Genomic DNA, 23085 nt, shown 5'->3' on the forward strand with positions numbered 1-23085 from the left:
GAACGTTTTGCAGGGCACGCTCGTTCTGCATCCGCACGCCGAGGGAGAATGCCGATGCCGTCGAATTCCGCACCGAAGTCGCCGGTCATAAAGACATCGGCCGTCCGCTCGCTCGAACATGAGCGACATGAAGCCCCGAGCGCCGAAGAGGAACTCGAGGAAGGCCTCCAAGACACGTTCCCGGCCAGCGATCCGATATCCATTACCGGAACCGCCATCCCCGGCGCACCGGCGAAACCGGGCAAGGCCAAGACCGTGCCGGGGCGCAAGAAGCGCAAGACGTAGTATTCCATCGGGCCAGGCGGCATCGGGACCTTCTCAATCCCTTTTGACATGCTATTTAAAGCGCTTTGGGAGATGAAAATGCCGACAAAAGCGATCGTTTGGGGCGAGAATGTCCACGAGCAGACCAATGAAGCCGTGCGCGACCTCTATCCCTTGGGCATGCATGGCACCATTGCCGCCGCCCTCAACCAGGACAAGGGCATCGAGGCGACCACCGCCACCTTGCAGGAGCCCGAGCACGGCCTGAGCGAAAAGCGCCTGGCGGCCACCGACGTGCTTTTGTGGTGGGGCCACGCGGCGCATGGCGAGGTCAAGGACGAGATCGTCGAGCGGGTGCAGAAGCGGGTGTGGGAAGGGATGGGCCTGATCGTGCTCCATTCCGGCCACTACTCGAAGATATTCAAGCGGCTGATGGGCACGCCCTGTTCGCTGAAATGGCGCGAGGCGGGCGAGCGCGAGCGCGTCTGGGCGATCAACCGCGGCCACCCGATCGCGCAAGGCATCGGCGAGTGCCTGGAGATCGGCGAGACCGAAATGTATGGCGAGCCCTTCGCCGTGCCGGAGCCGCTGGAGACGGTGTTCGTCTCCTGGTACGAGGGTGGCGAGGTGTTCCGGTCCGGGCTGACCTACCAGCGCGGCGCGGGACGGATCTTCTACTTCTCGCCCGGTCACGAGACCTATCCGATCTATCACAACGAGGGCGTGCAGCAGGTGCTGCGCAACGCCGTGCACTGGGCGCACAACCCGGCGCCGGCATGGTCCGGCATCACCAATGCGCCGAACGTGCCGACGGATGCGGCCAAGGAGAAGATCGTGCAGAAGGGGCCGCGCCTGCATGCCGACGGCGACAAGGGCCTGAGTTGATTCGGGCCTGAGTTGATTGGGGTGTGAGGTGGCTGGGGGCCTGAACTGATGCATCGAATTCTTCTGCTCGGCACCGGCGGTATCGCCGGGCATCATGTCGAGGAGTTTGTCGGGATCCCGGGCTGCAGCATCGTCGCTTGCGTCGACCAGGTGCCTGGCCGCGCGGCGGCGTTTGCCGCCGTCAGCAAGATCGGCGAATCTTTCGAGAGCCTGGAGGCGGCGATCGCCTGGGGTCAGTTCGATGCCGCCATCAACGCGACGCCGGATGGTGCGCATATGGCAACGACGCTGGCGCTGCTTGCCCAGGGAAAGCATGTGTTTTGCGAAAAGCCGCTGGCGCCGAACCACGCCGACGCGCTTGATATGACCGAAGCGGCCGAGGCTGCAGGGGTGGTCAACATGGTCAACCTGACCTATCGCAACTCACCGGCGATCCATGAAGCGCGGCGCATGGTGCTGGCCGGCGAGATCGGCGTGTTGCGCCATGTCGAGGCAAGCTACCGGCAAAGCTGGCTGGTCAGCCAGTCGTGGGGCGACTGGCGGGTCGAGGACAAATGGCTCTGGCGCTTGTCGAGCCGGCACGGTTCGACCGGCGTGCTGGGCGATGTCGGCATCCATATCCTGGACTTCGCCACCTATGGCGCCGGCCAGGATATCGTCAGCCTGCATGCCGATCTGGTGACGTTTCCGAAGGCCGAGGGCGAGCGCATCGGCGACTATGTGCTGGACGCCAATGACAGCGTGGCAATGACGGCGCGGCTCAGTTCCGGTGCGCTCGCTACGATCGTGGCGAGCCGCTACATGACCGGCCACGCCAACGATCTGTCGCTGGCCCTGCACGGCACCAAGGGCGCCATCAGGGTCGAAACCGACGGCAAGGCATCGAACCTGTCGGCCTGTCTCGGCGGCGATGTCGATCTTCAGCGCTGGCAGATCTTGGCGCTGCCCAGTGTCAAGCGCAATGCGCGACGCTTTGCCGATGCGCTGGATACAGGCCGGAATGGCGATCCGTCGTTCCGGCGTGCCGCGGACATGCAAAAGCTGATCGACGCGGCCTTCGAGAGTTCAGCGGCGAAGCTGCCGGTTTCGGTCGGCTGAAGCTGGCCGGCTTGTGCCGGCCAGACGCGATCTTTGCTGATGTCAAAATGCGCTTGGTACAATCCACGGATTGATGCTGATGCCGAGCCGCGGGCCCTTGCCTTCAGCGGTATTTTGCGTGGCACCCTTCTTCTCGACCGAACCGGTCGAAGCGCAATCGAGCTTCACGTTGGTCCTGGTGTCAACGCAGGCCGCCACCGGCGCATGTTTGACGGGATGGGTGGTGTTGGCGGCGAAGGCCGAGCCCGAAAGTGCCAGCACGGCGGCGAGGGTGAGGAGTGTCTTTTTCATTGTCAGTCTCCGGTTTCCGGGTCGAATTCAATTCGTACCGACGGGTGAATTTATCTCGTACATGTACGATGCGCTGTACATATACGCCCGTCGATCGCGAAGTTCAAGGAAAACCGTACGCGTACAATAAATTTTTTGTTAACCAAGACCTCCCAGGTCTGGAGGAGAATACACAAACCAAAGGAAACGACGCTCAGCAGTTGACCGGTGTCTCGGTCAGCGGCGGGACGTTTTGCGTGCTGAGCGTGGCGAGCGTGAAATCGCACATCCGCTTCACGAAGGCCTGCGGATCGCCGAAGGGGTAGAACGGAAAGGTGATGAGCAGCGAGATCGTGCCGTGTCCGACCGCCCACAGCATGGTGGCGATGGCGCGCGGATCGCCCTGCAATTTGCCGGCGGCGACGCAGGCCTCGACCCTGCTGATCAGCACCTTCATAGCAGGGTTGCTCTCCTCCATTTCATTGTAGCCTTCCGGCAGCTTGGTCTTTTCGGTCATGAACACGGTGCGGTATTCGTTGGGATTGCCGAGTCCGAAAGCGGCATATTCGGTCATCACCGCCTGCAAGGCCTCGATTGGATCATCGGATGGATGCTCCTCGATGCGGCGGGCCAGCGTCTCGAACGCATCCTCGGCCAGAGCGAACAGGATGTCCTGCTTGTCGGCGAAGTAGGAATAGACAGACATCGGGGCGTAGCCGACCCGTTTGGCCAGCTTGCGGATGGTCAGGCCTTCATAGCCTTCTTCCTGGACGAGCTTGTGCGCGGCCTCGACCAGTTCGGAGCGCAGTTCTGCCTTTTGCTTCTCGCGGCGTGTCTGGACGCTCTGCGGCAAGATCTGGTGCCTTTGGTTGGTTGGTGGCTGGCTAAATTATATACGCTGTACGGAAACGGACAAGGGCACGGGAAGTTCCCAGGCGGTATACTTCGGATCGTGCCGACGCTTGTCGAGGTTGGCGGCACCCGTGGTCAGCACCTTTGCTCCGTCAAAGCGGCCCATCACGCCTCCTTGTCGATCAGCTTCGCGGCAAGGCGCGAAAGCAGCTTTACCGCCTCGCCATAGGTCCGGGCCTTTTCCGGATTGGAGGCGTTTCCGTCCAGCGCCCGCTTGTAGACGCCCTGGCAAATCGCGGCCAGCCGGAAGAAGGAAAAGGCGAGATAGAACGTCCAGTTGCCGATACCGGTGAGCCCGCGCCGCCGGCAGTAGGCGGCGACGTAGTCCTCCTCGGAGGGCAGGCCGAGTGCGGAACGGTCGACGCCGCCCAGGCCGCGAAAGCCGGAAGCGTGCGGCAGCCGCCATTGCATGCATTGATAGGCGATATCGGCGAAGGGGTGGCCTGATGTCGACAATTCCCAGTCGAGCACCGCCAGCACCTTCGGCCGGTCCGGCGCGAAGATCAGATTGTCCAGCCGGTAGTCGCCATGCACCAACGAGATCCGGCCGTCATCGGCGGGCATATGCGTTTCCAACCAGGCAATCAGCCCGTCCATCTCGGCGACTGCGTCAGTCTCCGAGGCGCGGTACTGGCTGGTCCAGCGCGCCAGCTGGCGCTCGAAATAATTTCCCGGCCGCCCGAAATCGCCGAGCCCCACTGTCCCGACATCGATCTCGTGCAGCGCCGCGAGGGTTTCGTTCATGGCATCGTATATACCGGCGCGTTCTTCGTTGTCGCCTGCCTCCGGCAGCGCCGGATCCCAGAAAATGCGGCCGTCCAGGAAATCCATCACGTAAAACATGCGGCCGATGGGCGAGTCTTCCGCCGACAGGTGCAGCATGGCAGGCACGGGCACGGCGGTGCCGGCAAGCGCGCTCATCACCCTGAATTCGCGGTCGACCTGATGCGCCGATTTCAGCAATTGCCCCGGCGGCTTGGCGCGCAGCACGTAACGGCCGCTTGCCGCCGTCAAAAGGTAAGTCGGGTTCGATTGGCCGGATTTGAACTTCTCGACTGCTGCAAGCTCGGAAAAGCCCGGTATGTTCGCCTCGAGGTAAGGCGCAAGCGCTGCCTGGTCGAGTACGGGATCACTCATGCCGTCTCGGGCTGGCGTTCGATCAAGGTCAGCGTCAACCAGCGCGCGGTCAGTGCCGGCTTCTTCGAACCTTCGATTTCGATCGTCACGTCATGCGCGGTCTGCACCCAGCCCGACGGCCGAACCTTGACGTCGGCCAGCACGAAACGCGTGCGGATGCGCGCGCCCGTTTTCACCGGCGCCAGGAAGCGCAGCGAATCGAAGCCGTGGTTGACGCCCATCTTGCCGTTTTCCAGCGGCGGCATGGTCTCGAAGGTCATCGCCGACAACAGCGACAGCGATAGGAAGCCGTGCGCGATGGTGCCGCCGAACGGCGTTTCGCGCATGGCCCGCTCCGGATCGCAGTGGATGAACTGGTGGTCGTCGGTGGCGTCGGCGAACTGGTCGATCATGCGTTGCGTGACCGCCCGCCATGGCGACACGCCAACCTCCTTGCCGACACTGGCCAGAAGCACATCGAGACTGATCGGTTCCACGCTCATGTCCTCCAGTTCACCCCCGGCTTCTGTGGCCGGAAAATGTCATTCCTTGAACAGGGTCAGCCCATGCTGCACCGACTGTCCGCCGTCGATCGGCAGGATGGCGCCGGTGACATAGCTGCCTGCACGGCTGCACAAATAGAGCGTTGCGCCGGCAATGTCATCCGGTGCGCCGATACGGCCGATCGGAACATGGCTGCCGACGTGCCTGGCCTGCTCATCCGTACTGGTGGCGAATGCCGTCATCCGGCTCTGGAAGGGGCCGGGAGCGAAGGCATTGACCGTGATGCGGCGGCCGGCGAACTCGAGCGCAAGGGTGCGGGTCAGATGATGCACGGCTGCCTTGGACGCCGTGTAGGAATAGGCGTCGTCGGCCAGCGGCTGCGTGCCCATCACCGAACCGAGATTGATCACCCTGGCCGGATCGGCGTCGCTGGCGGCGGCATCGAGCAGCGGCAGCAATTCGCGGGTCAGATGGAAGACCGCGGTGACGTTGACGCCAAACACCTTGGCCCATGCCGAATAGGGGAAGCTTTCCAGCGGTGCGCCCCAGGAGACGCCGGCGTTGTTGACCAGAATATGCAGTTTCCCGGTCCGCGCTTTGACCTCGGCGACGAGTGCGGCAATGCCGGTTTCGCTGGAGACATCGCCGGCGAAGCCTTCGGCCCGGCCGGATGCGCCAAGCTCGTTCAACTCTTCGGCGACCTTGATGCAGTCATCGCCCTTGCGCGACGCGATCATCACGTTGGCGCCGGCCTGCACCAGCGCGGTCGCCGCCATGCGCCCGATGCCGGTCGCGGCACCCGTCACCAGCGCGGTCTTGCCGGCCACCGAAAACAGCTCGTCCAGATAGCTCATCACAATCCTCCGCGCTCGGCATGCGGGCAAACAGTTCGCGTTGACAAGGCTATCCGAAGTACGGTCATCCTTGCCACTGACAAAATGCCTGGCATGCATGAAGGGTTAGCGACCGATGACGGAGATGAATCTCGGCATGACCGAGCGGTTGAAGCCGATCCACGCGCGCGTCGCGGCCATGGTGCGCGACGAGATCATGCCGCTCGACCATGAATTCCTCAGCGAAGTGGGCAAGGCAGGCAACCGCTGGGTCTACAGTGCGCGCCAGAGCGAGATCCTCGAAGGGCTGAAGAAAACCGCAAGGGAGCGCGGCCTGTGGAACTTCTGGCTGACCGGCTCGGAACGCGGCTACGGCCTTTCCACCGTCGAATACGCCTATCTGGCCGAGGAAATGGGAAAGGCGCATCTTGGTGCGGAGACCTTCAACTGCTCGGCGCCCGACACCGGCAACATGGAGGTGCTGGAGCGGTACGGCTCGGCCGACCTCAAGAAAGCATGGCTCGAGCCACTGCTCGACGGCAAGATCCGCTCGGCCTATCTGATGACCGAGCCGGATGTCGCTTCGTCCGATGCCACCAACATTGCCATGCGCTGCGAACGTCAGGGCGACGACTATGTGCTCAACGGCGAGAAATGGTGGGCTTCGGGCGCAGGCGATCCGCGCTGCGCCATCTACATCGTCATGGTCAGGACCGGCGGCGATGACGAGCCGCAGCACCGCCGTCATTCGATGATCCTGGTGCCATCGGACACAAAAGGCGTGACCAAGGTGCGGGCCATGCAGGTTTATGGCGATGACGACGCGCCGCACGGCCACATGCATCTTCGCTTCGACAATGTGCGGGTACCGGCATCGAACCTGATCCTCGGCGAGGGCAGGGGGTTCGAGATCGCGCAAGGGCGGCTCGGCCCCGGCCGGATCCATCACTGCATGCGCGCCATCGGACAGGCCGAGATGGCGCTCGAGATGCTGTGCCAGCGTTCCTTGCGCCGCGAAGCCTTCGGCCAGAAGCTGGCAAAGCTCGGCGCCAATTTCGACATCATCGCCGAATGCCGCATGGAGATCGAAATGGCCCGGCTGCTCTGCCTCAAGGCGGCGTGGATGATCGATCAGGGCGACGCCCGCGCCGCGGCCCCCTGGATCAGCCAGATCAAGGTGGTGGCACCCCGCGTCGCGCTCAAGGTCACCGACGAAGCGGTGCAGATGTTCGGCGCGCAAGGCATCAGCCAGGACACGCCGCTGGCGCGGTCGTGGACGCATCTGCGGACCTTGCGCCTTGCCGACGGGCCGGACGCCGTGCATCGCCGTCAGGTGGCGCGCACCGAGCTGAAGAAATACACGCAGGAAAAGGTCTGAGCGCCGGCATCGTCATCCGGCGATGCCGACAGCCCAAGCACGGAGTGTTCCAATGGCCGTCCCCTCCGAAATGAAGGCGCTGCTGCTGGTCGGCGACGGCTACACCAGGACGCCGAGCGGCAGTGTGCTGGAGGCGATGGAGCCGTATCTCGAGCCGGGCAACATCGCGGTGCCGACACCCGGACCGACGCAGGTGTTGATCAAGGTCAACCTCGCCTCGATCAACCCCTCCGACATCGCCTTCGTCAAGGGCCAGTACGGCCAGCCGCGCGCCAAGGGCCAGCCGGCCGGCTTCGAGGGTGTCGGCATTGTCGTCGCCAGCGGGGACGAACCCTATCCCAAAAGCCTGATCGGCAAGCGTGTCGCTTTTGCCACGGGCGTCACCAATTGGGGCTCTTGGGCCGACTATGCCGTCGCCGAGGCCGAGGTTTGCATCCCGCTGCTCGACACCGTTCGCGACGAGGATGGCGCGGCGATGATCGTCAACCCGCTCACCGCGCTCGCCATGTTCGACGTCGTCAAGGAGGAAGGCGAAAAGGCCTTTGTCATGACCGCCGGCGCCAGCCAGCTCTGCAAGCTGATCATTGGCCTTGCCAGCGGGAAGGGCTTCCGGCCGATCGTCACCGTGCGCCGCGACGACCAGATCGCGGCGCTGAAAGCGCTCGGCGCGGCGCACGTCCTCAACGAAAAGGCGCCGGATTTCAAGGCGGCGTTACGCGAGGTGGTGAAGGCCGAGCAGCCGCGCATCTTTCTCGACGCGGTGACCGGGCCGCTGGCTTCCGCCATCTTCGACATTATGCCGAAGCGGTCGCGCTGGATCATCTACGGGAAGCTCGATCCCGAAGCCACCGTTATCCGCGAGCCCGGTCAACTGATCTTCCAGCATAAGCATATCGAAGGTTTTTGGCTGAGCGAGTGGATGCGCCAGTTCCGCGATCGCCGCGGCCCGGCGATCCTGGAAGCGCAGAAGCGTTTTTCCAATGGGCGCTGGTCGACCGACGTGACGGCGGTGGTGCCGCTTGCCGAGGCGATGGCGCGGGTGCCAGCGGAACTGGCTAAGCCGAACGGCAAGGTGTTCATCCGGCCTTAGGCCAATTCGAAAGATTCGAGAAGCTTGGACGCGAGGGGGCCTCGGAGTGCTTTGCGTCAGAGATTGCCGGTTATCCGCCGCCTCGGGACCGTCAGGCCGATATCCGCGTCCATCAAGCCCCCTATGCCATGCCGCTGCGTCCGTGATATGCCGCCGCCATCGAATGCCGGGACAGGCTGGACTGAGCTTGTTCCGGGATTGTGTGGGGTGCCTTGATGACGATTTCCAAGCCGGTTTTCGACCGTTTGGGGTTTGGCCTGTGGATCGGAGCGTTCCTGGTCGTTCTTGCCATGGTCCTGAGGTCGCCGTACACGCGGACGGTGTGGAAGGCCTATATAGATGGCAGCGAGGCGCTTCTGGCCGGTCTGCCGCTCTACGACACCCAATCCGAGATGGGGTATCTCTACGCGCCGGCCTTCGCCGCGCTCTACACTCCGATAGTCAAGCTCGGTCCGCATCTGGGCGGCGTGGTGTGGCACTCCCTCGGGTTTGCGGTGCTGACCTTTGCCGCGATGCGGCAGGTGCGCAAGCTCGGTGGTGGCGAGTTGATGTGGCTGCTTTCTTTCGGCCTCTTCCTCGCTTTGCCGATGGCGCTCGGCGCGATCCGCAACGGCCAGGCGACGATCCTTTTGACCGGCGCTTGCTGGCTTCTCACATTGTCGGCGCTGGAAGGGCGACGGGCGGAGACGTTCTTCTGGGCTTCGCTTGCCATCATCGCCAAGCCGACCGCGATCATAATGCTGTTGTTGGTAGGAGCCCTTCGGCTTCGGTTGATACCGGTGCTGGTGCTGGCGGTGCTGTTCGTGCTCGCACTGCCTTACGCTTTTGCTCCCGCCGGCTATCTCAACGATCAGTATCGTGTCTTCGCCCAGATGTTGACCTCCATGGCCGTCGACAATACCAGCCATTTCGTGTCCACCGATTTCACGGCACCGTTCACCACGGTAGGGCTGCCGATACCGGAATTCGGCGCAACGATCGTGCGCATGGTCATGGCCCTCCTTACGCTTTCAGCCGTCATCTGGTTCGACCGCAGGCTCGAAGGGGGAAAGGCAGCGCTGGCGATCTTCCTGACGGCCACCTTCTACATGTGCGTCTTCAACCCGCGCGTCGAGCCCAACACCTTTGCCATGATCGCGGTACCAGCCGGTCTTGCCATCGCCCTGTTGTGGCGCGAAGAACGAGGCGGCGTCCTCGCCTCGGTGCTGTCGATGACGCTGTTCGTGACCGGCCTGAGCGGCGTCGAGCGCCATGTGCACGATTTCCTCTTCCCCTGGTTCCGGCCGGTCGCCATCACTTTCATCGCCGGTTTGCTGATCTGGTGGTTCTGGGCCAAGGCACGGGAAAAGGTGGTGAATGCGGGAGTCGCGAATGGCTGAGTTGCGACAGAGCCTCGATATCGTTGCGCCATTCTTCAACGAGGCGGCTTCGGCATCGGCCTTCGCGCGCCTGCTCGGCGAGCTCGAAGCGGCCGTGGCACAGCGCTTCGGCATGACCGTGCACAAGATCCTGGTCGATGACGGCAGCCGTGACGATGGCGCCGGACGATTTTCGCAGGCGCTGACGGGATCGTGGGAGATCGTCCGCCTCAGCCGCAATTTCGGCAAGGAAGTCGCTGTGCTCGCCGGCCTCGACCAGTCGCGCGGCGACATGGTGCTGATCATGGACGCCGACCTCCAGCATTCCCTGGACATCAGCCTGAAGCTGATCGCCGAGCTGGTGAACCATCCCGACATCGACGTCGTCTATGCCCAGAACGACCGCCGCGAGGCGAGTTGGCGGCGCAGCCAGCTTGCACGGCTTTTCTACAGCCTGATCAACAGCAGCCAGCGTTTCGACATTCCTGAAAATGCCGGCGACTTTCGCGTCATGCGCGGCGCCGTGGCGCGCGCACTGACCAGCCTGCGTGACAAGCGTCGCTTCAACAAGGGCCTGTTTGCCTGGGCGGGCTTTCGCCAGAAAGCATTGCCCTATTCGCCGGAAGGCCGCGCCAGTGGCACATCGAAATGGAGCCGGCTCAACCTGATCGCCTTCTCGCTCGAAGGGTTCACCTCGTTCTCCGTCATTCCGCTGCGCCTGATCAGTCTTAGCGGGCTGCTCGCGGCGTTGGCCGGCGCGCTCTATGGTGCAAAGGTGTTCTTCGAGGTGATCTTCTACGGCATTGCCGTTCCGGGCTACCCCAGCCTGCTGGTTGCCGTCGTTCTGCTCGGCGGCCTCAACCTGACCCTGCTTGGGCTGATCGGCGAATATGTCTGGGTGACGCTCAGCGAGAGCAAGGATCGGCCGGTCTATCTCGTGCGCGATGTCGTGCGCAGCGATGCCCCCGCCGACCGGCCGGAGCCGGGCTCTTCGAACAGATGACGCGGCGCATTCGCCTGATCGCCGACGATTACGGCCTGGCGCCTGGCGTTTCCGCCGGGATTCTCGATCTTCTCGATCGGGGGCGCCTGACCGGCACCAGCTGCATGACCGGCTTTCCCGAGTGGGCAAAGGAGGCAGAGCGCATAAAACCGCTGTGCGGCCGGGCTGCGGTTGGGCTGCACCTCACCTTGACCGACCAGTTGGCCGTCACCGGCCGGTCGGCCCTGGCGCCGGAAGGCCGGCTGCCACCGCTCCGCGCACTGGCCTTGCCTGTTCTGCGCGGCCGCATCGGCGCCCGCCATGTCCATGCCGAGCTTGACGCCCAGTACAGCCGCTTCGTCGAGGCGCTTGGCCGCCGCCCCGATTTCGTCGACGGGCATCAGCATGTGCATTTCCTTCCTGTCGTGCGCACATGGCTGTGCGCACGATTTCCAGAAGGCGCCGACAGGCCGGCCCTGCGCGGCGCCCCGGCGCTGGCCGCGGGAGCGAAAGTCGCTGCGATTGCCGCGCTCGCCGCCGGGTTCAACCGCTCGATGCAGCGCGCGGGCTTCACCGTTTTCCAGCCGCTCGCCGGCATCTATGACTGGCGGCAACCCGAAAAGTTCGCTGCGGTTCTGCGGGCCGCCGTCGAAGGGTTGCCGGAGCGAGGGCTGTTCATGTGTCATCCCGGCCATGTCGACGAGACGCTGCGCGCGCGCGACATGATGCAAGGTGTGCGCGAGGTCGAATTCGCGGCCTTGGCATCGGACGCGTTCGGAGCCAGCCTGGCCCGCGCCGGCGTCGAGATCTTGGACGGCAAGAGATGAGCGACGCCGATCGGCCCCAGCGTTCGGCCGGCAGCAAGATCGTCCGCTTCGCCATTGTCGGACTGGCGAACACGGCCATCGACCTTGCCAGCTTTTTCCTGCTGCTCAAGCTCGGGGTTCCGCCGGTGCCGGCCAACATCGCTGCCTGGTTCGTCGCCGTCACCTTTTCCTTCGCGGCGAACGGCTTGTGGTCGTTTGAGCGCAATCGAGCCATCCGGCTGCATGACGCGTTCCTTCGTTTCGCCACGCTTGGAGTGCTGATTTCGCTCGGTGTCTCCAGCCTCTCGATCGCGCTGTTCGCCGGCATCATCGGGGTGTGGCCGGCGAAAATCGGCGGCGTCGTGGTGGCGGCGGTGCTGAATTTCCTCGCCGCGCGCTGGTCGATCGAAGGCCGGTTCTTGAGATAGGCAGAATTATTTTTCTTACGAAATTCCGGACGAAAAACCGCTACACACTTTTCCTGGGATTTCTATTCAGCCGGCTCCACATTGGTGTAGGCGGCTTCCTCCAACTCGCGCTTCAGTCGGGCTTCCTCGTGGGTCTTCGGCGTGACGAAGCGGCCAAGCAGGAGATAGGCGACCGGCGTCAGGAACAGCGTCGAGACGGTGGCCAGCCCCAGGCCGCCGACGATGACCCAGCCGAGCGCGACGCGCGCCTCGGCACCGGCGCCGCTCGCCAGCACCAGCGGCAGGCCGCCGAGCACGGTGCAGATCATCGTCATCATCACCGGCCGCACGCGGATGATCGAGGCCTGTTCGATCGCCTCGCGCACGCCAAGCCCGCGGTCGCGCAACTGGTTGGCGAATTCGACGATCAGGATGCCGTTCTTGGCCATGACGCCGACCAAAAGCACCAGGCCGATCTGGCTGTAGGCGTTGAGACTGGTGCCCGAGAGGAGAAGCGCGAAAATCGCACAGGCCAGCCCTAGCGGCACCGTCGCCATGATGATGACGGCGCTGACAAAACTTTCGAACTGGGCGGCCAGCACCAAAAGGATGATGACCAGCGCGAAGCCGAAAATGGTGACCATGGCGCTGTTGGTCTCGCCCAGCGTCGCCGCCTCGGCCAGCGGCAGGATGCGGCTGCCTGGCGGCAGCAGCGGCGTGGCGATTTGCTCGGCGCGGGTGAGCGCATCGCCAAGCGCTAAGTCGCCGCTGAGGTTGGACGTGATTGCGACCGAGGGCTGCTGCTGTTCGCGCGACAGCGACGGCGGCACGGCGCGTTCGGTCAGCGTGGCGATGGTCGACATCGGCACGAAACGTCCGTCGGCTGTTTTCAGAAAGATGTTTTCCAGATCCGTCGGATCGTTGATCGGATTGGTGGTCGAGACCAGCTTCACGCCGTAGCTGCGGTCGGCGATGTAGACGTCGACGACGTCGTTGCCGTCGAGCATGGCCTGCAAGGTGTTGGCCAGTCCTGATATGTCGATGCCGAGGTCGGAGGCCCGCTCGCGGTCGATGGCCACGGCGAGCTGCGGCTGCGTCGGGTCGATGGACAGGCGCGGTGTCTGGAAGCGCGGGTCCTTCTGCATCTCGGCGATGATCTTCACGGCGGCATCGCCGAGCGCCTTGCGGTCGTTGCCGACCAATGCGAACTGCAGGCCGTTGCCGGCGCCACGGATACCGAGGCTGTTGGGCTGCACCGGGAAGATACGCACGCTCGGCACCTGCCTGGTCAGCTGGCTGATCTCGGCCATGATCTCCTGCTGGCTGCGGCTGCGCTCGTTCCACGGCGCCAGCGTCATCACCATGAAGCCGGAGTTGTAGGAGCCGTTCTGGCCGGCGTTCTCGAAAGTGCTGCGGATCTCGCCGGAATCGCGCATCGGCTGGATCAGTCTCTCGATCTTCTGCATCTGCTGCGTTGTGTAGTCGAGGCTGACGCCTTGCGGGGCGCTGATGCGCAGAAGCACGGCAGCGCGGTCCTCGGTCGGCGTCAGTTCCTGGCGGATGGTGCCGAACAGAGTAAAGGCTGTGCCGGCAAACAGCACCGCGACTAGAAGCACGATCCATGGCGCGTCGAGGCACGCATGCAGGCTGCGCTTGTAGGCCGTATTGAGCGCGCCGCCGATGCGGGCGCCGATGCCATGGCCAACTTCGTGGTGGAGCGATGCGCCGGTCAGCATGCGCGAGGCGAGCATCGGGCACAGCGTCAACGCGACCACGCAGGACAAGAGCACCGACATGGCAAGCACGAAGCCGAATTCGCGGAACAAGCCGCCAGTCTGGCCGGGCAGGAACGAAATCGGCACGAAGACGGCGACCAGCGTCAAGGTGGTGGCAATAACGGCAAAGAACACTTCCTGCGCGCCAAGCACAGCGGCCGCACGCGGTCCCATGCCTTCGTTGCGTCGTCGCACGATGTTTTCGAGCACGACGATGGCGTCGTCGACGACCAGGCCGGTCGCCAGCACCAGCGCGAGCAGGGTCAGGATGTTGACCGAGAAGCCGGCCAGATAGATGGCGGCGATGGTGCCGATCATGGCGACCGGCATCGCCAGGCCGGGGATCAGCGTCGCGCGCCAGTCGAGGAGAAACACATAGATGACGATCAGCACCATTGTGACGGACAGGCCGAGCGCGATCTCGACCTCGTGCACCGCGCCCTTGACGAAGACCGCGTCGTCGCTGGTGATCTTGATCGACATGCCCTTGGGTAGGTTTTCCTGCAACTTGGCGACGGCGGACTGGACGCCGGTCGAGATGTCCAACGTGTTCGATTCCGCCTGGCGGATGATGCCGATGCCGATGCCCGTCTTGCCATCCGAGCGCAATGTGGTCTGGCCGACATCGGGGCCGAGCGTGACGGTGGCGACGTCGCGGATGCGCGTCGTGCCTCCGACGATGATGTTTTCGAACTCTCCCGGCGTGGTGACGTCGGCAGTCGTGCGGACGATCAGGTCCTGGTTGGTCGTGGTGATCGAACCGGCAGGGGAATCGAAGGCGACCGAGGCAAGGGCGGCCCTGAGGTCGGCAACCGTGAAGCCGAGGCTGGCCAGCTTGTTCTGATCGACGTCGATGCGGAAGATCTTGTCGCGGTCGCCATAGACCTGGACGTCGGCAACGCCGGGCACGGCGGCCAACTCGTCCTCGATCTGGTCCTGGACCACCACGGTCATGTCCTGGATCGACATGTTGCCCGAGGTCACCGCCAGCCGCATCACCGGGTCGGAATTGGCGTCGGCCTTGACGATGCGCGGCGGATCGGCGGTGTCCGGCATCTGGTTGGCGACGCGGCCGACGGCATCACGCACGTCCGAGGCGGCGACATTCAGATCGACGCCATCGTTGAACTCGATGGTGACGCGGCTTGAGCCGAATGAGGAAGACGACGAGATCGACTTGACGCCGGAGACGCGGGCGACGGCGCCCTCGATGGTGTCGGTCAACTCGCGATCGACGGTCTCGGCCGCCGCGCCCTCGAAGGTGGTGGAAACGGTGACGACCGCGCGATCGACATCAGGCAGTTCGCGGATCTCGACGCCGTAGAAGGCGGCCAGGCCGGCGACCGCAATCAGTGTGTTCAGCACGAAGGCCATCACCGGCCTGCGGATGAACAGGGCGGTGAAGCCGGTCTCGCTGGCAGTGTTGGCGGGGCTGGTCATGTGCCTGCGGCGGCGTCCGCGGCGCGCTGCTCTTCGCCGGCAAGGCGGACCGCACCGCCCTCGCTGACGCTCTGGGTGCCCTCTGTGACCACCATGTCGCCATTGTCGATCTCGGCGTCGATCAGCACGGTCTCGGTGTTGCGCTGTATGATGCGCACCGGGACCCGCCTGGCCTTGCCATCCTCGATCTGCCAGACATAGGCGCCGTCCGACCCCCACAGGATCGCCAGCGGGCTGACGGCCGGATAGATTTGCCCCGGAAATTTCATGGTGATGCCGAACGACATGCCGGCGCGCAACGAATCCGCAGGGTTGGCGATCTTGGCCTTGACCAGCAGGGTGCGGCTCTTTTCATCGATGTGGTTGTCGATGGCCGAAACGGTGCCGCTATAAGCGTTGCTGGGATTGGCGATCGGCGTCGCCGTCAATTGTGCGCCGACCTTGACGGCGGCAGCGAAGCGCTCGGGCACCAGGAAATCGACCAGGATCGAGGACCGGTCGTCGAGCGTGGCAATGGCCGACTGGTTGGTGACATAATTGCCGGCCGAGATCGGCAGGATGCCGACAGTGCCAGCGATCGGTGCCAGTATCGACCGGCGCTGCAGCGCCAGTTCCGCATCCTGAAGCGCCAGCTTGGCGCCGGCCAAGACCACTTCGGCATCGGCCACTGCGACTGGTGTCGCGGCATTGGAGGCACGAAGCGACCTGACGCGGTCGAGTTTGGCCTGCGCATCCTGCAAGGCGAGCTTGGCGCGGTCCTGAGAGATCACTTCGGTCTCGGAATCCAGGGTGGCGAGGATCTGTCCCTTATCGACATGGCTGCCGGATGCGACCAGCAGTTCGGCGAGGCGGCCGGAGCTGTAGGGATTGACGGTCACCGAGGCGTTGGCACGGCCGGTGCCGATTGCCTGCAGGCGATCGTTGATAACAGCCGAAGTGGCCGCAAGGGCGACCACGTTCACCCGCTGGTTGCCGCCATTACGGCCGTTTGCCTGCTTCGCGTTGGCGGTGCCGGTCTCAGCCGGGGGCGTTGCCGCGGAGGCCCAGTCGATGCCCCAGCGTGCCAGCACGTCCGGCGCGCCGGGATAAAAGCGCAGCCAGGCGGCTGCCGCCACCACCAGCACCAAGAGTGCAAAAAGTATCTGTTTCCAGGCGGCCATCGGCACTCCGGTTGGTAAAACAATCCTTCCGTCTACCGGTTTCCCGAAATGAAGCAGACGCAGCGAGGCTATTGTAAGGCAAAGAAGCCGCCTCGATATCGCGTCTTTATGACAATTCTCCGGGGGCTGCGCACATTAAATATATGTAACCTTTGAGAAAATATGCGTAACGCTTTGGATCGTCGCACAGGCACTAACGCAGACTTTCCATCTCGCGAATGCGTTTGGCGCCTTCTGCTTCCAGTTGCCTGGTGACGGCGCCGATCAGCGTTTCGGCGACAACGAAAAGGGCAGCCGAAGAGTCCCATGCCGACGGCACCGCGGTTCGTCCGGCGATAACATGACGAGCAAAGCGGGCGATCGGCGACAGCCACTGGTCGGTGAACAGCACGATCTGGACGCCACGCTGATGCGCCTTCTCGGCGAAGCGGACGAGGCTGTCCTGGTAGCGCCTGATGTCGAAGATCACCAGCACGTCGCGCTTGCCCATGTCGATCAGCCGGTCGCGCCACATGCTCTCCTGCCCGGCGAGGTGAAAGACATCCGGCTGGATGACGGCGAGGTGGGCGGCCATGTAGCGCGCCAGCGGATCGGTGAAGCGACCGCCGATCAGGAAGGTCTTGCCGCGCCGGTCGGCGAGCCGGGCGGCGATGTCGGCAAGCTGCCTGTCGGAGAGGTGTCTGAACGTCTCGCGCATATTGTCGAGCGTCGCTTCCAGCATCGGCGACACCGTGCCGCCGCCGGGCGAGGGCGGGTTGAGCGTCCTTGTTGCCGGCGATTGCAGTTGCGCGGCCAGCTCGTCCTGCAGGCTCGACTGGAATTCCGGATAATTCTGGAAGCCGAGCCGGGCGACGAAACGCAAGATCGTCGGCGAGGAGACGCCGGCCGCGGCCGAAAATTCGGCGACCGTCTTCAGGCCGATCATCGGATAGTTGGCGATCAGCGTCTGGGCCGCGCGCCGTTCGCTGGCCGGCATCGCGCCGATACGGTCGGCGATCAGTTCGGCAATGCTGGAAATCATGTTTTCCCCACCCTGGCTCGGTCGACGGTCTTTTCCGAAATCGCATTTGACAAAGCCGGACAAACTGTATGAAATCATCCACAGGGACGCAATGAGGCAAAATACGTAACATACGATACAGCGCTCCCCGGGGACGGCAGACTATGGAGAAAGCACGGCCCGCCAGCCTTGCATCGTCTGATACCGTGAGGGTGACGAACCCCGGCGGATCGAGCCCTTTCGTGCTGACCTGCGATCACGCCTCGAACTTCCTGCCCGCCGAATTCGGCACGCTCGGCCTTGCCGCCGAGGACCTCTCCCGCCACATCGCCTGGGATCCAGGCGCGCTGCCGGTAGCGCTGCGCATGGCCGAGGCGCTCGACGCGACGCTGGTCGAAACCCGTATTTCGCGTCTCGTTGTCGACTGCAACCGGCCGCTCGACGCGCCCGACCTGGTACCGCCGGTCAGCGAGACTACAGCCATACCGGGCAATGCCGGCCTGTCGGAAAGTGAGCGTGCGGCCCGTGTCGCCCTGTCGTGGCAGCCGTTTCATGCCACCATCGAGCAGATTGTCGATGACCGGCTGGCGCGTGGACAGGCGACCCGCCTGGTTTCGGTGCATTCCTTCACGCCGGTCTACAAGGGACGCAACCGGCCCTGGCATATAGGCATCATCCATGACGAGGATCGCCGGCTGGCGGCACCGCTGATATCAGCGCTGAAGCGGCTTGCCGGCGTCACCGTCGGCGTCAACGAGCCCTATTCGCCGGCCGACCGTGTCTATTTCACGCTGGAACGGCATGCGCGCTCGCGCGGCTTGCTCTGCGCGATGATCGAAATCCGCAACGACGAAATCGCCGGCGAGACCGGGCAGCGGAAATGGGCGGATCTGCTCACGGGCATTTTTCTGGATCTGGAGCCCGAGGAGGCCAGGGGCTCCCGACAACGTGCAATGGGAAAGTCAGTTCAATCGGCCAGCTAAGAACTTAAAAAGGGGACAAAAATGTCAGCGCAAGACTATTCGGATGTCGACAAGAAGGAGGATCTGAAGGTCCTCCACGGAATGGGTTATGCCCAGGAACTGTCGCGAAGCATGAGCCGCTTCTCGAATTTCGCCATCTCATTTTCGATCATCTGCATCCTGTCGGGTGGCATCAATTCATTCGCGCAGGCGACGTCGTCGATCGGCGGCGCGGGCGCCGGCATCGGCTGGATCGTCGGCTGCGCCGTTTCCGGATTTTTTGCGCTCGCCATGGCGCAGATCGCCTCGGCATTCCCGACCGCCGGTGGCCTTTATCATTGGGCGTCGATCCTCGGCAACCGTTTCACCGGCTGGCTCACCGCCTGGCTCAACCTGTTCGGCCTGATCACCGTGCTCGGCGCGATCAATATCGGCACTGCGTTCTTCTTTGTCGGAACGTTCGGCAGCTGGTTTGGCATCACTGGCACGCCGGGCGAAATCGTCGGGTTCGTCGCCTTCATCACCGTGCTGCAGGCGCTGTTCAACCATTTCGGCATCAAACTGACGGCAATGCTCACCGATGCTTCGGGCTTTCTTATTCTGGGCGCAACAGCAGTGCTGATCGTGGCCTGCCTGGTGTTCGCACCGGCAATCGACATCAGCCGGCTGTGGACGTTCACCAACTATTCAGGCGATGCGGGCGGCGGTGTTTTTCCGCAAACCGACTCCATGAGCTACCTGTTCCTGCTCTGCCTGCTGCTGCCGGTGTACACCATCACCGGCTATGACGCGTCGGCACATACCTCCGAAGAGACCCTCAAGGCGGCACACTCGGTTCCGCGCGCGATCGTTTCGTCCGTGCTCTGGTCGTCGCTGATCGGCTGGGTGATGCTGTGTGCGATCGTTCTGGCCATCCCAGACCTGGCGGCCGGCGCCAAGCAGGGCTGGAGCGTGTTCTTCTCGACCATGGACGCGATCCTGCCGGTGTGGCTGAAGGAACTGCTTTATCTGGCGATCCTGATCTCGCAATTCCTCTGCGGCCTCGCCACAGTGACGTCGGCCTCGCGCATGCTGTTTGCCTTCTCTCGCGACGGCGGCATGCCGATCGGTTCGGCTTCGCTCGCCAAGGTCAACCCGACCTGGCGCACGCCGGTCAATGCGATCTGGACGGCCGCGATCCTCGAGATCCTTTATGTGTTCCTTGCCCAGTTCATTTCGATCGGCGGCACCAACATCTACACCATCGTCGTCAATTCGACGCTGGTGTTCCTGTTCCTGTCGTTCATCATCCCGATCGTGCTCGGCATGCTGGCTTTCGGAACGGCGAAATGGCCGACTCCAGGCCCGTGGAATCTCGGCGCTGGGCTGTTCAAGCTGTTCTGCGCGCTATCGATCGTCGGCATGGTAATCATCTTCTACATCGCCATCCAGCCGCCGAACGACAAGGTGCTTTACATCACCATAGGCTTCATCGTGCTGACCGCCCTGCTTTGGTTCGGTTTCGAGAACCGTCGCTTCCAGGGTCCGCCGATCGGTGACCAGATTGCCAAGCGCCAGGCCGCGATCAAGGCAGCCGAGGTGGCTATCGGCGAAGCTGGCGCCTGATATCGCCCTTTGTGGCCATGGCCGGCCTCGCGCCGGCCATGGCTGCGTTTTCCCTTTCAATCGACAAGCGCTGGAGTGCCAAAGGAATGGCCGGAAATTTTTCGTTCGATCAGTTGAAGAAGGCGGTCTCAAGCGGTGAGATCGACACCGTGCTGGCCTGCATCGTCGACATGCAGGGCCGGCTGGCGGGAAAACGCTTCCTGGCACAGTACTTCGTCGATTCCGCGCATGACGAAACGCATGGCTGCAACTATCTGCTGGCCGCCGACATCGATATGGAACCGGTGCCCGGCTACAAGGCGGCGAGCTGGTCGAAGGGCTATGGCGACTTCGTCATGAAGCCGGATCTCGCCACGCTGCGGCGCATTCCCTGGCTGGAAAAGACCGCACTGGTGATCTGCGACGTGCTCGACCACCACACGCATGACGACCTGCTGCACTCGCCGCGCGCCATCCTCAAGAAGCAGGTCAAGCGGCTGACGGAGCGCGGCTATATCGGTTATTTCGCTTCCGAGCTCGAATTCTACCTGTTCAACGAGACCTACGATTCCGCCCGCAAGAAGCACTGGCAAGGTCTCGATACGGCTTCGCCCTATATCGGCGACTACCAGATCGGCATCACCACCAAGGAAGAGGGCGTGATGCGCCGGCTTCGCAACGAGATGGAAGCGGCCGGCATTCCGATCGAGAATTCCAAGGGCGAATGGGGTCCGGGCCAGGAAGAGATCAATGTGCGCTATGCCGAGGCGCTCGACATGGCCGACCGCCACGTCATCCTGAAGAACGGCGCCAAGGAAATCGCCGAGTCCGAGGGCAAGGCGATTTCCTTCATGTCCAAGTACAATTATGGGCTCGCCGGCAATTCCAGCCATATCCACAATTCGCTGTGGAGCGCCGACGGCAAGACGCCATTGTTCTTCGACAAAAAGGCCGACTGGACGCTGTCGACGCTCGGCCAGCAATGGGCCGCCGGCCAGCTCAAATACGCCAAGGAATTCACCTGGTTCCTGGCTCCCTACATCAACTCCTACAAGCGCTTTCAGGCAGGCACTTTCGCGCCGACCAAGATCATGTGGAGTGAGGACAACCGCACCGCGGGCTTCCGCCTGTGCGGCGAGGGCACCAAGGGCATCCGCATGGAATGCCGCATCGGCGGCGCCGATCTGAACCCGTATCTTGCTTTCGCAGCGCTGATCGCCGCCGGTCTTGCCGGCATCGACGAGAAGTTGGAATTGCAGAAGCCGTTCGTCGGCGATGCCTATCAGGCGTCTCGTCTGCCGGAGATCCCGAAGACGCTGCGTGATGCCACCGAGACGCTGGCGAAGTCGAAGATGCTGAAGCAGGCGCTCGGCGAAGACGTGCTCGAACACTATGTCCACACGGCCAAGTGGGAGCAGTTCGAATACGACCGCCGCATCACGGATTGGGAACTGCACAGAGGGTTCGAACGGTACTAGAGATGGACTGGAACAAGCGCCATCGCAGCCACGAGATATCGGCAGCAGAATGGGTTGCGCTTGCTCCAAACGAACTGGATGTCGATGCGGTCGGCCTATGGCAGATTATTCCTGTCGGAAGGCACGAATTCGGTCTCGACGGCGAGGATATTGAGACGTTCACCAGGACGGTTCTCAAAGGCCTGCTGGCAAAGGGAGCAAGCCCGATAACCGGCCGGGACAAGATCTGGGTCGCGGAGCAGAAGTACGGAACAGGACCAGAAGAGATAATCGAGACTGTCGTGAAAGTTTGGCTATCGAAAGGTATGCGCGATCCAGACATTGGAGACGTCTGGTTCGGCACGACAGCTGTGTTGGAAGAATGAAGTTCAGGAGCGTTTAATTGGAAACCGTAAAACTCATTACCCCCGTCGATGGCTCGATCTATGCCGAGCGGCCGATCGCGACCGACCAGGCAATCAATGCCGCAGTCGAACGCGCCAAGGCGGCGCAGGAGAAGTGGGCCGAGACGCCGATCGTCGAGCGCGGCAAGTATATGCTTGCCATGCTAGAAGCTCTGGTGGCGATGACCGACGAGATCGTGCCGGAGATTGCCTGGCAGATGGGCCGGCCCGTGCGCTATGGCGGCGAGTTCGGTGGCGTCAAGGAACGCACCAACTACATGGTCGAGATCGCCGAGCAGGCCCTCAAGTCCGTGCCAGCCTCCAACCCGAAGGACGGATTCCGCCGCTACGTGAAGAAGGATCCGCTCGGAGTGGTCATGGTGATCGCTCCGTGGAATTATCCTTACCTCACCGCCGTCAACACCATCGTGCCGGCGCTGATGGCCGGCAACACCGTCATCCTCAAGCACGCGGCGCAGACGCTGCTGGTCGGCGAGCGCTTCCAACAGGCCTTCGACAGAGTGGGCCTACCCAAGGGCGTGTTTCAGAATGTCGTGCTCAACCATGCCCAGACCGAAAAACTGCTCGGCTCGGGCAAGATCGACCATGTCAATTTCACCGGCTCGGTCGGCGGTGGCCGCGCCATCGAAAAGGCGGCGGCCGGCACCTTTATGACGCTCGGCCTCGAGCTTGGCGGCAAGGATCCGGCCTATGTGCTGCCGGACGCCAAGATGGATCATGCGGTCGCCAATCTGGTCGATGGCGCCTTCTACAATTCCGGTCAGTGCTGCTGCGGCATCGAACGCGTCTATGTGCACGAAAAGGTCTATGACGAATTCGTCGAAGGCTTCATCGCCGAGACCAAGAACTACGTCGTCGGCAATCCGCTCGACCAGGCGACGACGATGGGGCCGATGGCGCAGGCGCGCTTCGCCGACCTGATCCGTGAACAGAAGGCCGAGGCGCTGCGCAAGGGCGCCAAGGCGCACATCAACATGAAGGTGGCTAACGACAAGGCCGGTTCGCCCTATCTGGCGCCGGAAGTGCTGACCAACGTCGATCATCAGATGAGCGTCATGCGCGAGGAAAGCTTTGGCCCGATCGTCGGCATCATGAAGGTGCGCAACGACGAAGAGGCAATCGCGCTGATGAATGACAGTCCTTACGGACTGACCGCTTCGATCTGGACGCGCGATACCGAGCACGCGGTGGCGATCGGCAACCGCGTCGAGACCGGCACGGTGTTCATGAACCGCTGCGACTACCTCGACCCGGCCTTGGTCTGGACCGGCGTCAAGGATACCGGCAAGGGTGCGGGCTTGTCGGCCATCGGCTACGACAATCTGACGAGACCGAAGTCATTCCATCTGCGCGAAGCCATCTGATTTATTGAAAGACAA

The 23085-nt window shown here is 63.1% G+C and carries 22 protein-coding genes; 14 read left to right on the top strand and 8 right to left on the bottom strand.

Annotated elements, in window-relative coordinates; translation table 11 throughout:
* The first annotated feature begins 54 nt into the window (after nt 1–54).
* The 3 genes from EJ079_RS14840 (at nt 55) to EJ079_RS14850 (ending at nt 2247) form a co-directional block, all read left to right on the top strand.
* Nucleotides 55–285, top strand: a complete 231-nt coding sequence (locus EJ079_RS14840; RefSeq protein WP_127809355.1) for a hypothetical protein — start codon at nt 55–57, stop codon at nt 283–285.
* 78 nt (nt 286–363) lie between these two features.
* A complete protein-coding gene (locus EJ079_RS14845) occupies nt 364–1149 on the top strand; it encodes a ThuA domain-containing protein (RefSeq protein WP_127809356.1) in 786 nt (261 codons plus the stop codon).
* 48 nt (nt 1150–1197) lie between these two features.
* On the top strand, nt 1198–2247 hold the full coding sequence (locus EJ079_RS14850; protein ID WP_127809357.1) for a Gfo/Idh/MocA family oxidoreductase: 1050 nt from the start codon (nt 1198–1200) through the stop codon (nt 2245–2247).
* Nucleotides 2248–2289: 42 nt separating this feature from the next.
* Here EJ079_RS14850 and EJ079_RS14855 read toward each other — a convergent pair whose 3' ends face one another.
* The 5 genes from EJ079_RS14855 to EJ079_RS14875 form a co-directional block, all read right to left on the bottom strand.
* The gene (locus EJ079_RS14855) at nt 2290–2538 is read right to left on the bottom strand and encodes a DUF680 domain-containing protein (RefSeq protein WP_127268964.1); all 249 of its coding nucleotides are present in this window, start codon (nt 2536–2538) and stop codon (nt 2290–2292) included.
* 193 nt (nt 2539–2731) lie between these two features.
* Nucleotides 2732–3370, bottom strand: a complete 639-nt coding sequence (locus EJ079_RS14860) for a TetR/AcrR family transcriptional regulator (protein ID WP_127268963.1) — start codon at nt 3368–3370, stop codon at nt 2732–2734.
* 164 nt (nt 3371–3534) lie between these two features.
* Nucleotides 3535–4566 (bottom strand): phosphotransferase family protein, encoded by a 1032-nt coding sequence (locus tag EJ079_RS14865; protein WP_127809358.1) that lies wholly within the window; start codon nt 4564–4566, stop codon nt 3535–3537.
* Nucleotides 4563–5048 (bottom strand): MaoC family dehydratase, encoded by a 486-nt coding sequence (locus EJ079_RS14870; RefSeq protein ID WP_023810115.1) that lies wholly within the window; start codon nt 5046–5048, stop codon nt 4563–4565. The genes EJ079_RS14865 and EJ079_RS14870 overlap by 4 nt, the downstream gene beginning before the upstream one ends.
* A 39-nt stretch (nt 5049–5087) precedes the next feature.
* Nucleotides 5088–5903: an SDR family oxidoreductase gene (locus tag EJ079_RS14875; protein ID WP_127398842.1), complete on the bottom strand. Its 816-nt coding sequence runs from the start codon at nt 5901–5903 to the stop codon at nt 5088–5090.
* Nucleotides 5904–6018: 115 nt separating this feature from the next.
* Here EJ079_RS14875 and EJ079_RS14880 point away from each other — a divergent pair, with 115 nt between their 5' ends.
* The 6 genes from EJ079_RS14880 (at nt 6019) to EJ079_RS14905 (ending at nt 11924) form a co-directional block, all read left to right on the top strand.
* Nucleotides 6019–7260, top strand: a complete 1242-nt coding sequence (locus EJ079_RS14880) for an acyl-CoA dehydrogenase family protein (protein WP_127809359.1) — start codon at nt 6019–6021, stop codon at nt 7258–7260.
* 52 nt (nt 7261–7312) lie between these two features.
* Nucleotides 7313–8350: a zinc-binding dehydrogenase gene (locus EJ079_RS14885; protein ID WP_127809360.1), complete on the top strand. Its 1038-nt coding sequence runs from the start codon at nt 7313–7315 to the stop codon at nt 8348–8350.
* Nucleotides 8351–8565: 215 nt separating this feature from the next.
* Complete coding sequence (locus tag EJ079_RS14890) at nt 8566–9729, top strand: glycosyltransferase 87 family protein (RefSeq protein ID WP_127809361.1); 1164 nt, start codon at nt 8566–8568, stop codon at nt 9727–9729.
* Entirely contained in the window at nt 9722–10711 is a 990-nt protein-coding gene (locus EJ079_RS14895) for a glycosyltransferase family 2 protein (protein WP_127329411.1), read from the top strand. The genes EJ079_RS14890 and EJ079_RS14895 overlap by 8 nt, the downstream gene beginning before the upstream one ends.
* Entirely contained in the window at nt 10708–11517 is an 810-nt protein-coding gene (locus EJ079_RS14900; protein ID WP_127809362.1) for a ChbG/HpnK family deacetylase, read from the top strand. Before EJ079_RS14895 ends, EJ079_RS14900 begins: the two co-directional genes overlap by 4 nt.
* Complete coding sequence (locus tag EJ079_RS14905; protein ID WP_127809363.1) at nt 11514–11924, top strand: GtrA family protein; 411 nt, start codon at nt 11514–11516, stop codon at nt 11922–11924. The genes EJ079_RS14900 and EJ079_RS14905 overlap by 4 nt, the downstream gene beginning before the upstream one ends.
* A gap of 62 nt (nt 11925–11986) precedes the next feature.
* On the opposite strand, the gene EJ079_RS14910 is transcribed toward EJ079_RS14905, so the two are convergent.
* From EJ079_RS14910 to EJ079_RS14920, 3 genes are all read right to left on the bottom strand, one after another.
* The gene (locus EJ079_RS14910) at nt 11987–15118 is read right to left on the bottom strand and encodes an efflux RND transporter permease subunit (RefSeq protein WP_127809364.1); all 3132 of its coding nucleotides are present in this window, start codon (nt 15116–15118) and stop codon (nt 11987–11989) included.
* The gene (locus EJ079_RS14915; protein ID WP_127809365.1) at nt 15115–16278 is read right to left on the bottom strand and encodes an efflux RND transporter periplasmic adaptor subunit; all 1164 of its coding nucleotides are present in this window, start codon (nt 16276–16278) and stop codon (nt 15115–15117) included. The genes EJ079_RS14910 and EJ079_RS14915 overlap by 4 nt, the downstream gene beginning before the upstream one ends.
* 193 nt (nt 16279–16471) lie before the next feature.
* Entirely contained in the window at nt 16472–17299 is an 828-nt protein-coding gene (locus tag EJ079_RS14920; protein ID WP_127398961.1) for a MurR/RpiR family transcriptional regulator, read from the bottom strand.
* A gap of 143 nt (nt 17300–17442) precedes the next feature.
* Between EJ079_RS14920 and EJ079_RS14925 the strand changes: the two genes are divergently transcribed.
* The 5 genes from EJ079_RS14925 (at nt 17443) to EJ079_RS14945 (ending at nt 23070) form a co-directional block, all read left to right on the top strand.
* On the top strand, nt 17443–18261 hold the full coding sequence (locus tag EJ079_RS14925; RefSeq protein ID WP_127809366.1) for an N-formylglutamate amidohydrolase: 819 nt from the start codon (nt 17443–17445) through the stop codon (nt 18259–18261).
* Nucleotides 18262–18282: 21 nt separating this feature from the next.
* Entirely contained in the window at nt 18283–19845 is a 1563-nt protein-coding gene (locus tag EJ079_RS14930) for an amino acid permease (RefSeq protein ID WP_127809367.1), read from the top strand.
* 86 nt (nt 19846–19931) lie between these two features.
* Nucleotides 19932–21302 (top strand): glutamine synthetase family protein, encoded by a 1371-nt coding sequence (locus EJ079_RS14935; protein ID WP_127809368.1) that lies wholly within the window; start codon nt 19932–19934, stop codon nt 21300–21302.
* Nucleotides 21303–21304: 2 nt separating this feature from the next.
* Entirely contained in the window at nt 21305–21667 is a 363-nt protein-coding gene (locus EJ079_RS14940) for a hypothetical protein (protein ID WP_127809369.1), read from the top strand.
* Nucleotides 21668–21684: 17 nt separating this feature from the next.
* A complete protein-coding gene (locus EJ079_RS14945; protein WP_127809370.1) occupies nt 21685–23070 on the top strand; it encodes an aldehyde dehydrogenase family protein in 1386 nt (461 codons plus the stop codon).
* Nucleotides 23071–23085 lie beyond the last annotated feature (15 nt).

It is taken from the genome of Mesorhizobium sp. M7A.F.Ce.TU.012.03.2.1, assembly GCF_004006095.1.
In the GTDB taxonomy this organism is placed as follows: domain Bacteria; phylum Pseudomonadota; class Alphaproteobacteria; order Rhizobiales; family Rhizobiaceae; genus Mesorhizobium.

Bases quoted from the DNA above. Each gene is read 5' to 3' on its own strand.
- EJ079_RS14865 (WP_127809358.1), bottom strand. From the start codon at position 4,566: ATGAGTGATCCCGTACTCGACCAGGCAGCGCTTGCGCCTTACCTCGAG.
- EJ079_RS14885 (WP_127809360.1), top strand. From the start codon at position 7,313: ATGGCCGTCCCCTCCGAAATGAAGGCGCTGCTGCTGGTCGGCGACGGC.
- EJ079_RS14905 (WP_127809363.1), top strand. From the start codon at position 11,514: ATGAGCGACGCCGATCGGCCCCAGCGTTCGGCCGGCAGCAAGATCGTC.
- EJ079_RS14845 (WP_127809356.1), top strand. From the start codon at position 364: ATGCCGACAAAAGCGATCGTTTGGGGCGAGAATGTCCACGAGCAGACC.
- EJ079_RS14855 (WP_127268964.1), bottom strand. From the start codon at position 2,538: ATGAAAAAGACACTCCTCACCCTCGCCGCCGTGCTGGCACTTTCGGGC.
- EJ079_RS14890 (WP_127809361.1), top strand. From the start codon at position 8,566: ATGACGATTTCCAAGCCGGTTTTCGACCGTTTGGGGTTTGGCCTGTGG.
- EJ079_RS14935 (WP_127809368.1), top strand. From the start codon at position 19,932: ATGGCCGGAAATTTTTCGTTCGATCAGTTGAAGAAGGCGGTCTCAAGC.
- EJ079_RS14850 (WP_127809357.1), top strand. From the start codon at position 1,198: ATGCATCGAATTCTTCTGCTCGGCACCGGCGGTATCGCCGGGCATCAT.
- EJ079_RS14930 (WP_127809367.1), top strand. From the start codon at position 18,283: ATGTCAGCGCAAGACTATTCGGATGTCGACAAGAAGGAGGATCTGAAG.
- EJ079_RS14910 (WP_127809364.1), bottom strand. From the start codon at position 15,118: ATGACCAGCCCCGCCAACACTGCCAGCGAGACCGGCTTCACCGCCCTG.
- EJ079_RS14925 (WP_127809366.1), top strand. From the start codon at position 17,443: ATGGAGAAAGCACGGCCCGCCAGCCTTGCATCGTCTGATACCGTGAGG.
- EJ079_RS14875 (WP_127398842.1), bottom strand. From the start codon at position 5,903: ATGAGCTATCTGGACGAGCTGTTTTCGGTGGCCGGCAAGACCGCGCTG.
- EJ079_RS14900 (WP_127809362.1), top strand. From the start codon at position 10,708: ATGACGCGGCGCATTCGCCTGATCGCCGACGATTACGGCCTGGCGCCT.
- EJ079_RS14880 (WP_127809359.1), top strand. From the start codon at position 6,019: ATGACGGAGATGAATCTCGGCATGACCGAGCGGTTGAAGCCGATCCAC.
- EJ079_RS14940 (WP_127809369.1), top strand. From the start codon at position 21,305: ATGGACTGGAACAAGCGCCATCGCAGCCACGAGATATCGGCAGCAGAA.
- EJ079_RS14895 (WP_127329411.1), top strand. From the start codon at position 9,722: ATGGCTGAGTTGCGACAGAGCCTCGATATCGTTGCGCCATTCTTCAAC.
- EJ079_RS14920 (WP_127398961.1), bottom strand. From the start codon at position 17,299: ATGATTTCCAGCATTGCCGAACTGATCGCCGACCGTATCGGCGCGATG.
- EJ079_RS14870 (WP_023810115.1), bottom strand. From the start codon at position 5,048: ATGAGCGTGGAACCGATCAGTCTCGATGTGCTTCTGGCCAGTGTCGGC.
- EJ079_RS14915 (WP_127809365.1), bottom strand. From the start codon at position 16,278: ATGGCCGCCTGGAAACAGATACTTTTTGCACTCTTGGTGCTGGTGGTG.
- EJ079_RS14840 (WP_127809355.1), top strand. From the start codon at position 55: ATGCCGTCGAATTCCGCACCGAAGTCGCCGGTCATAAAGACATCGGCC.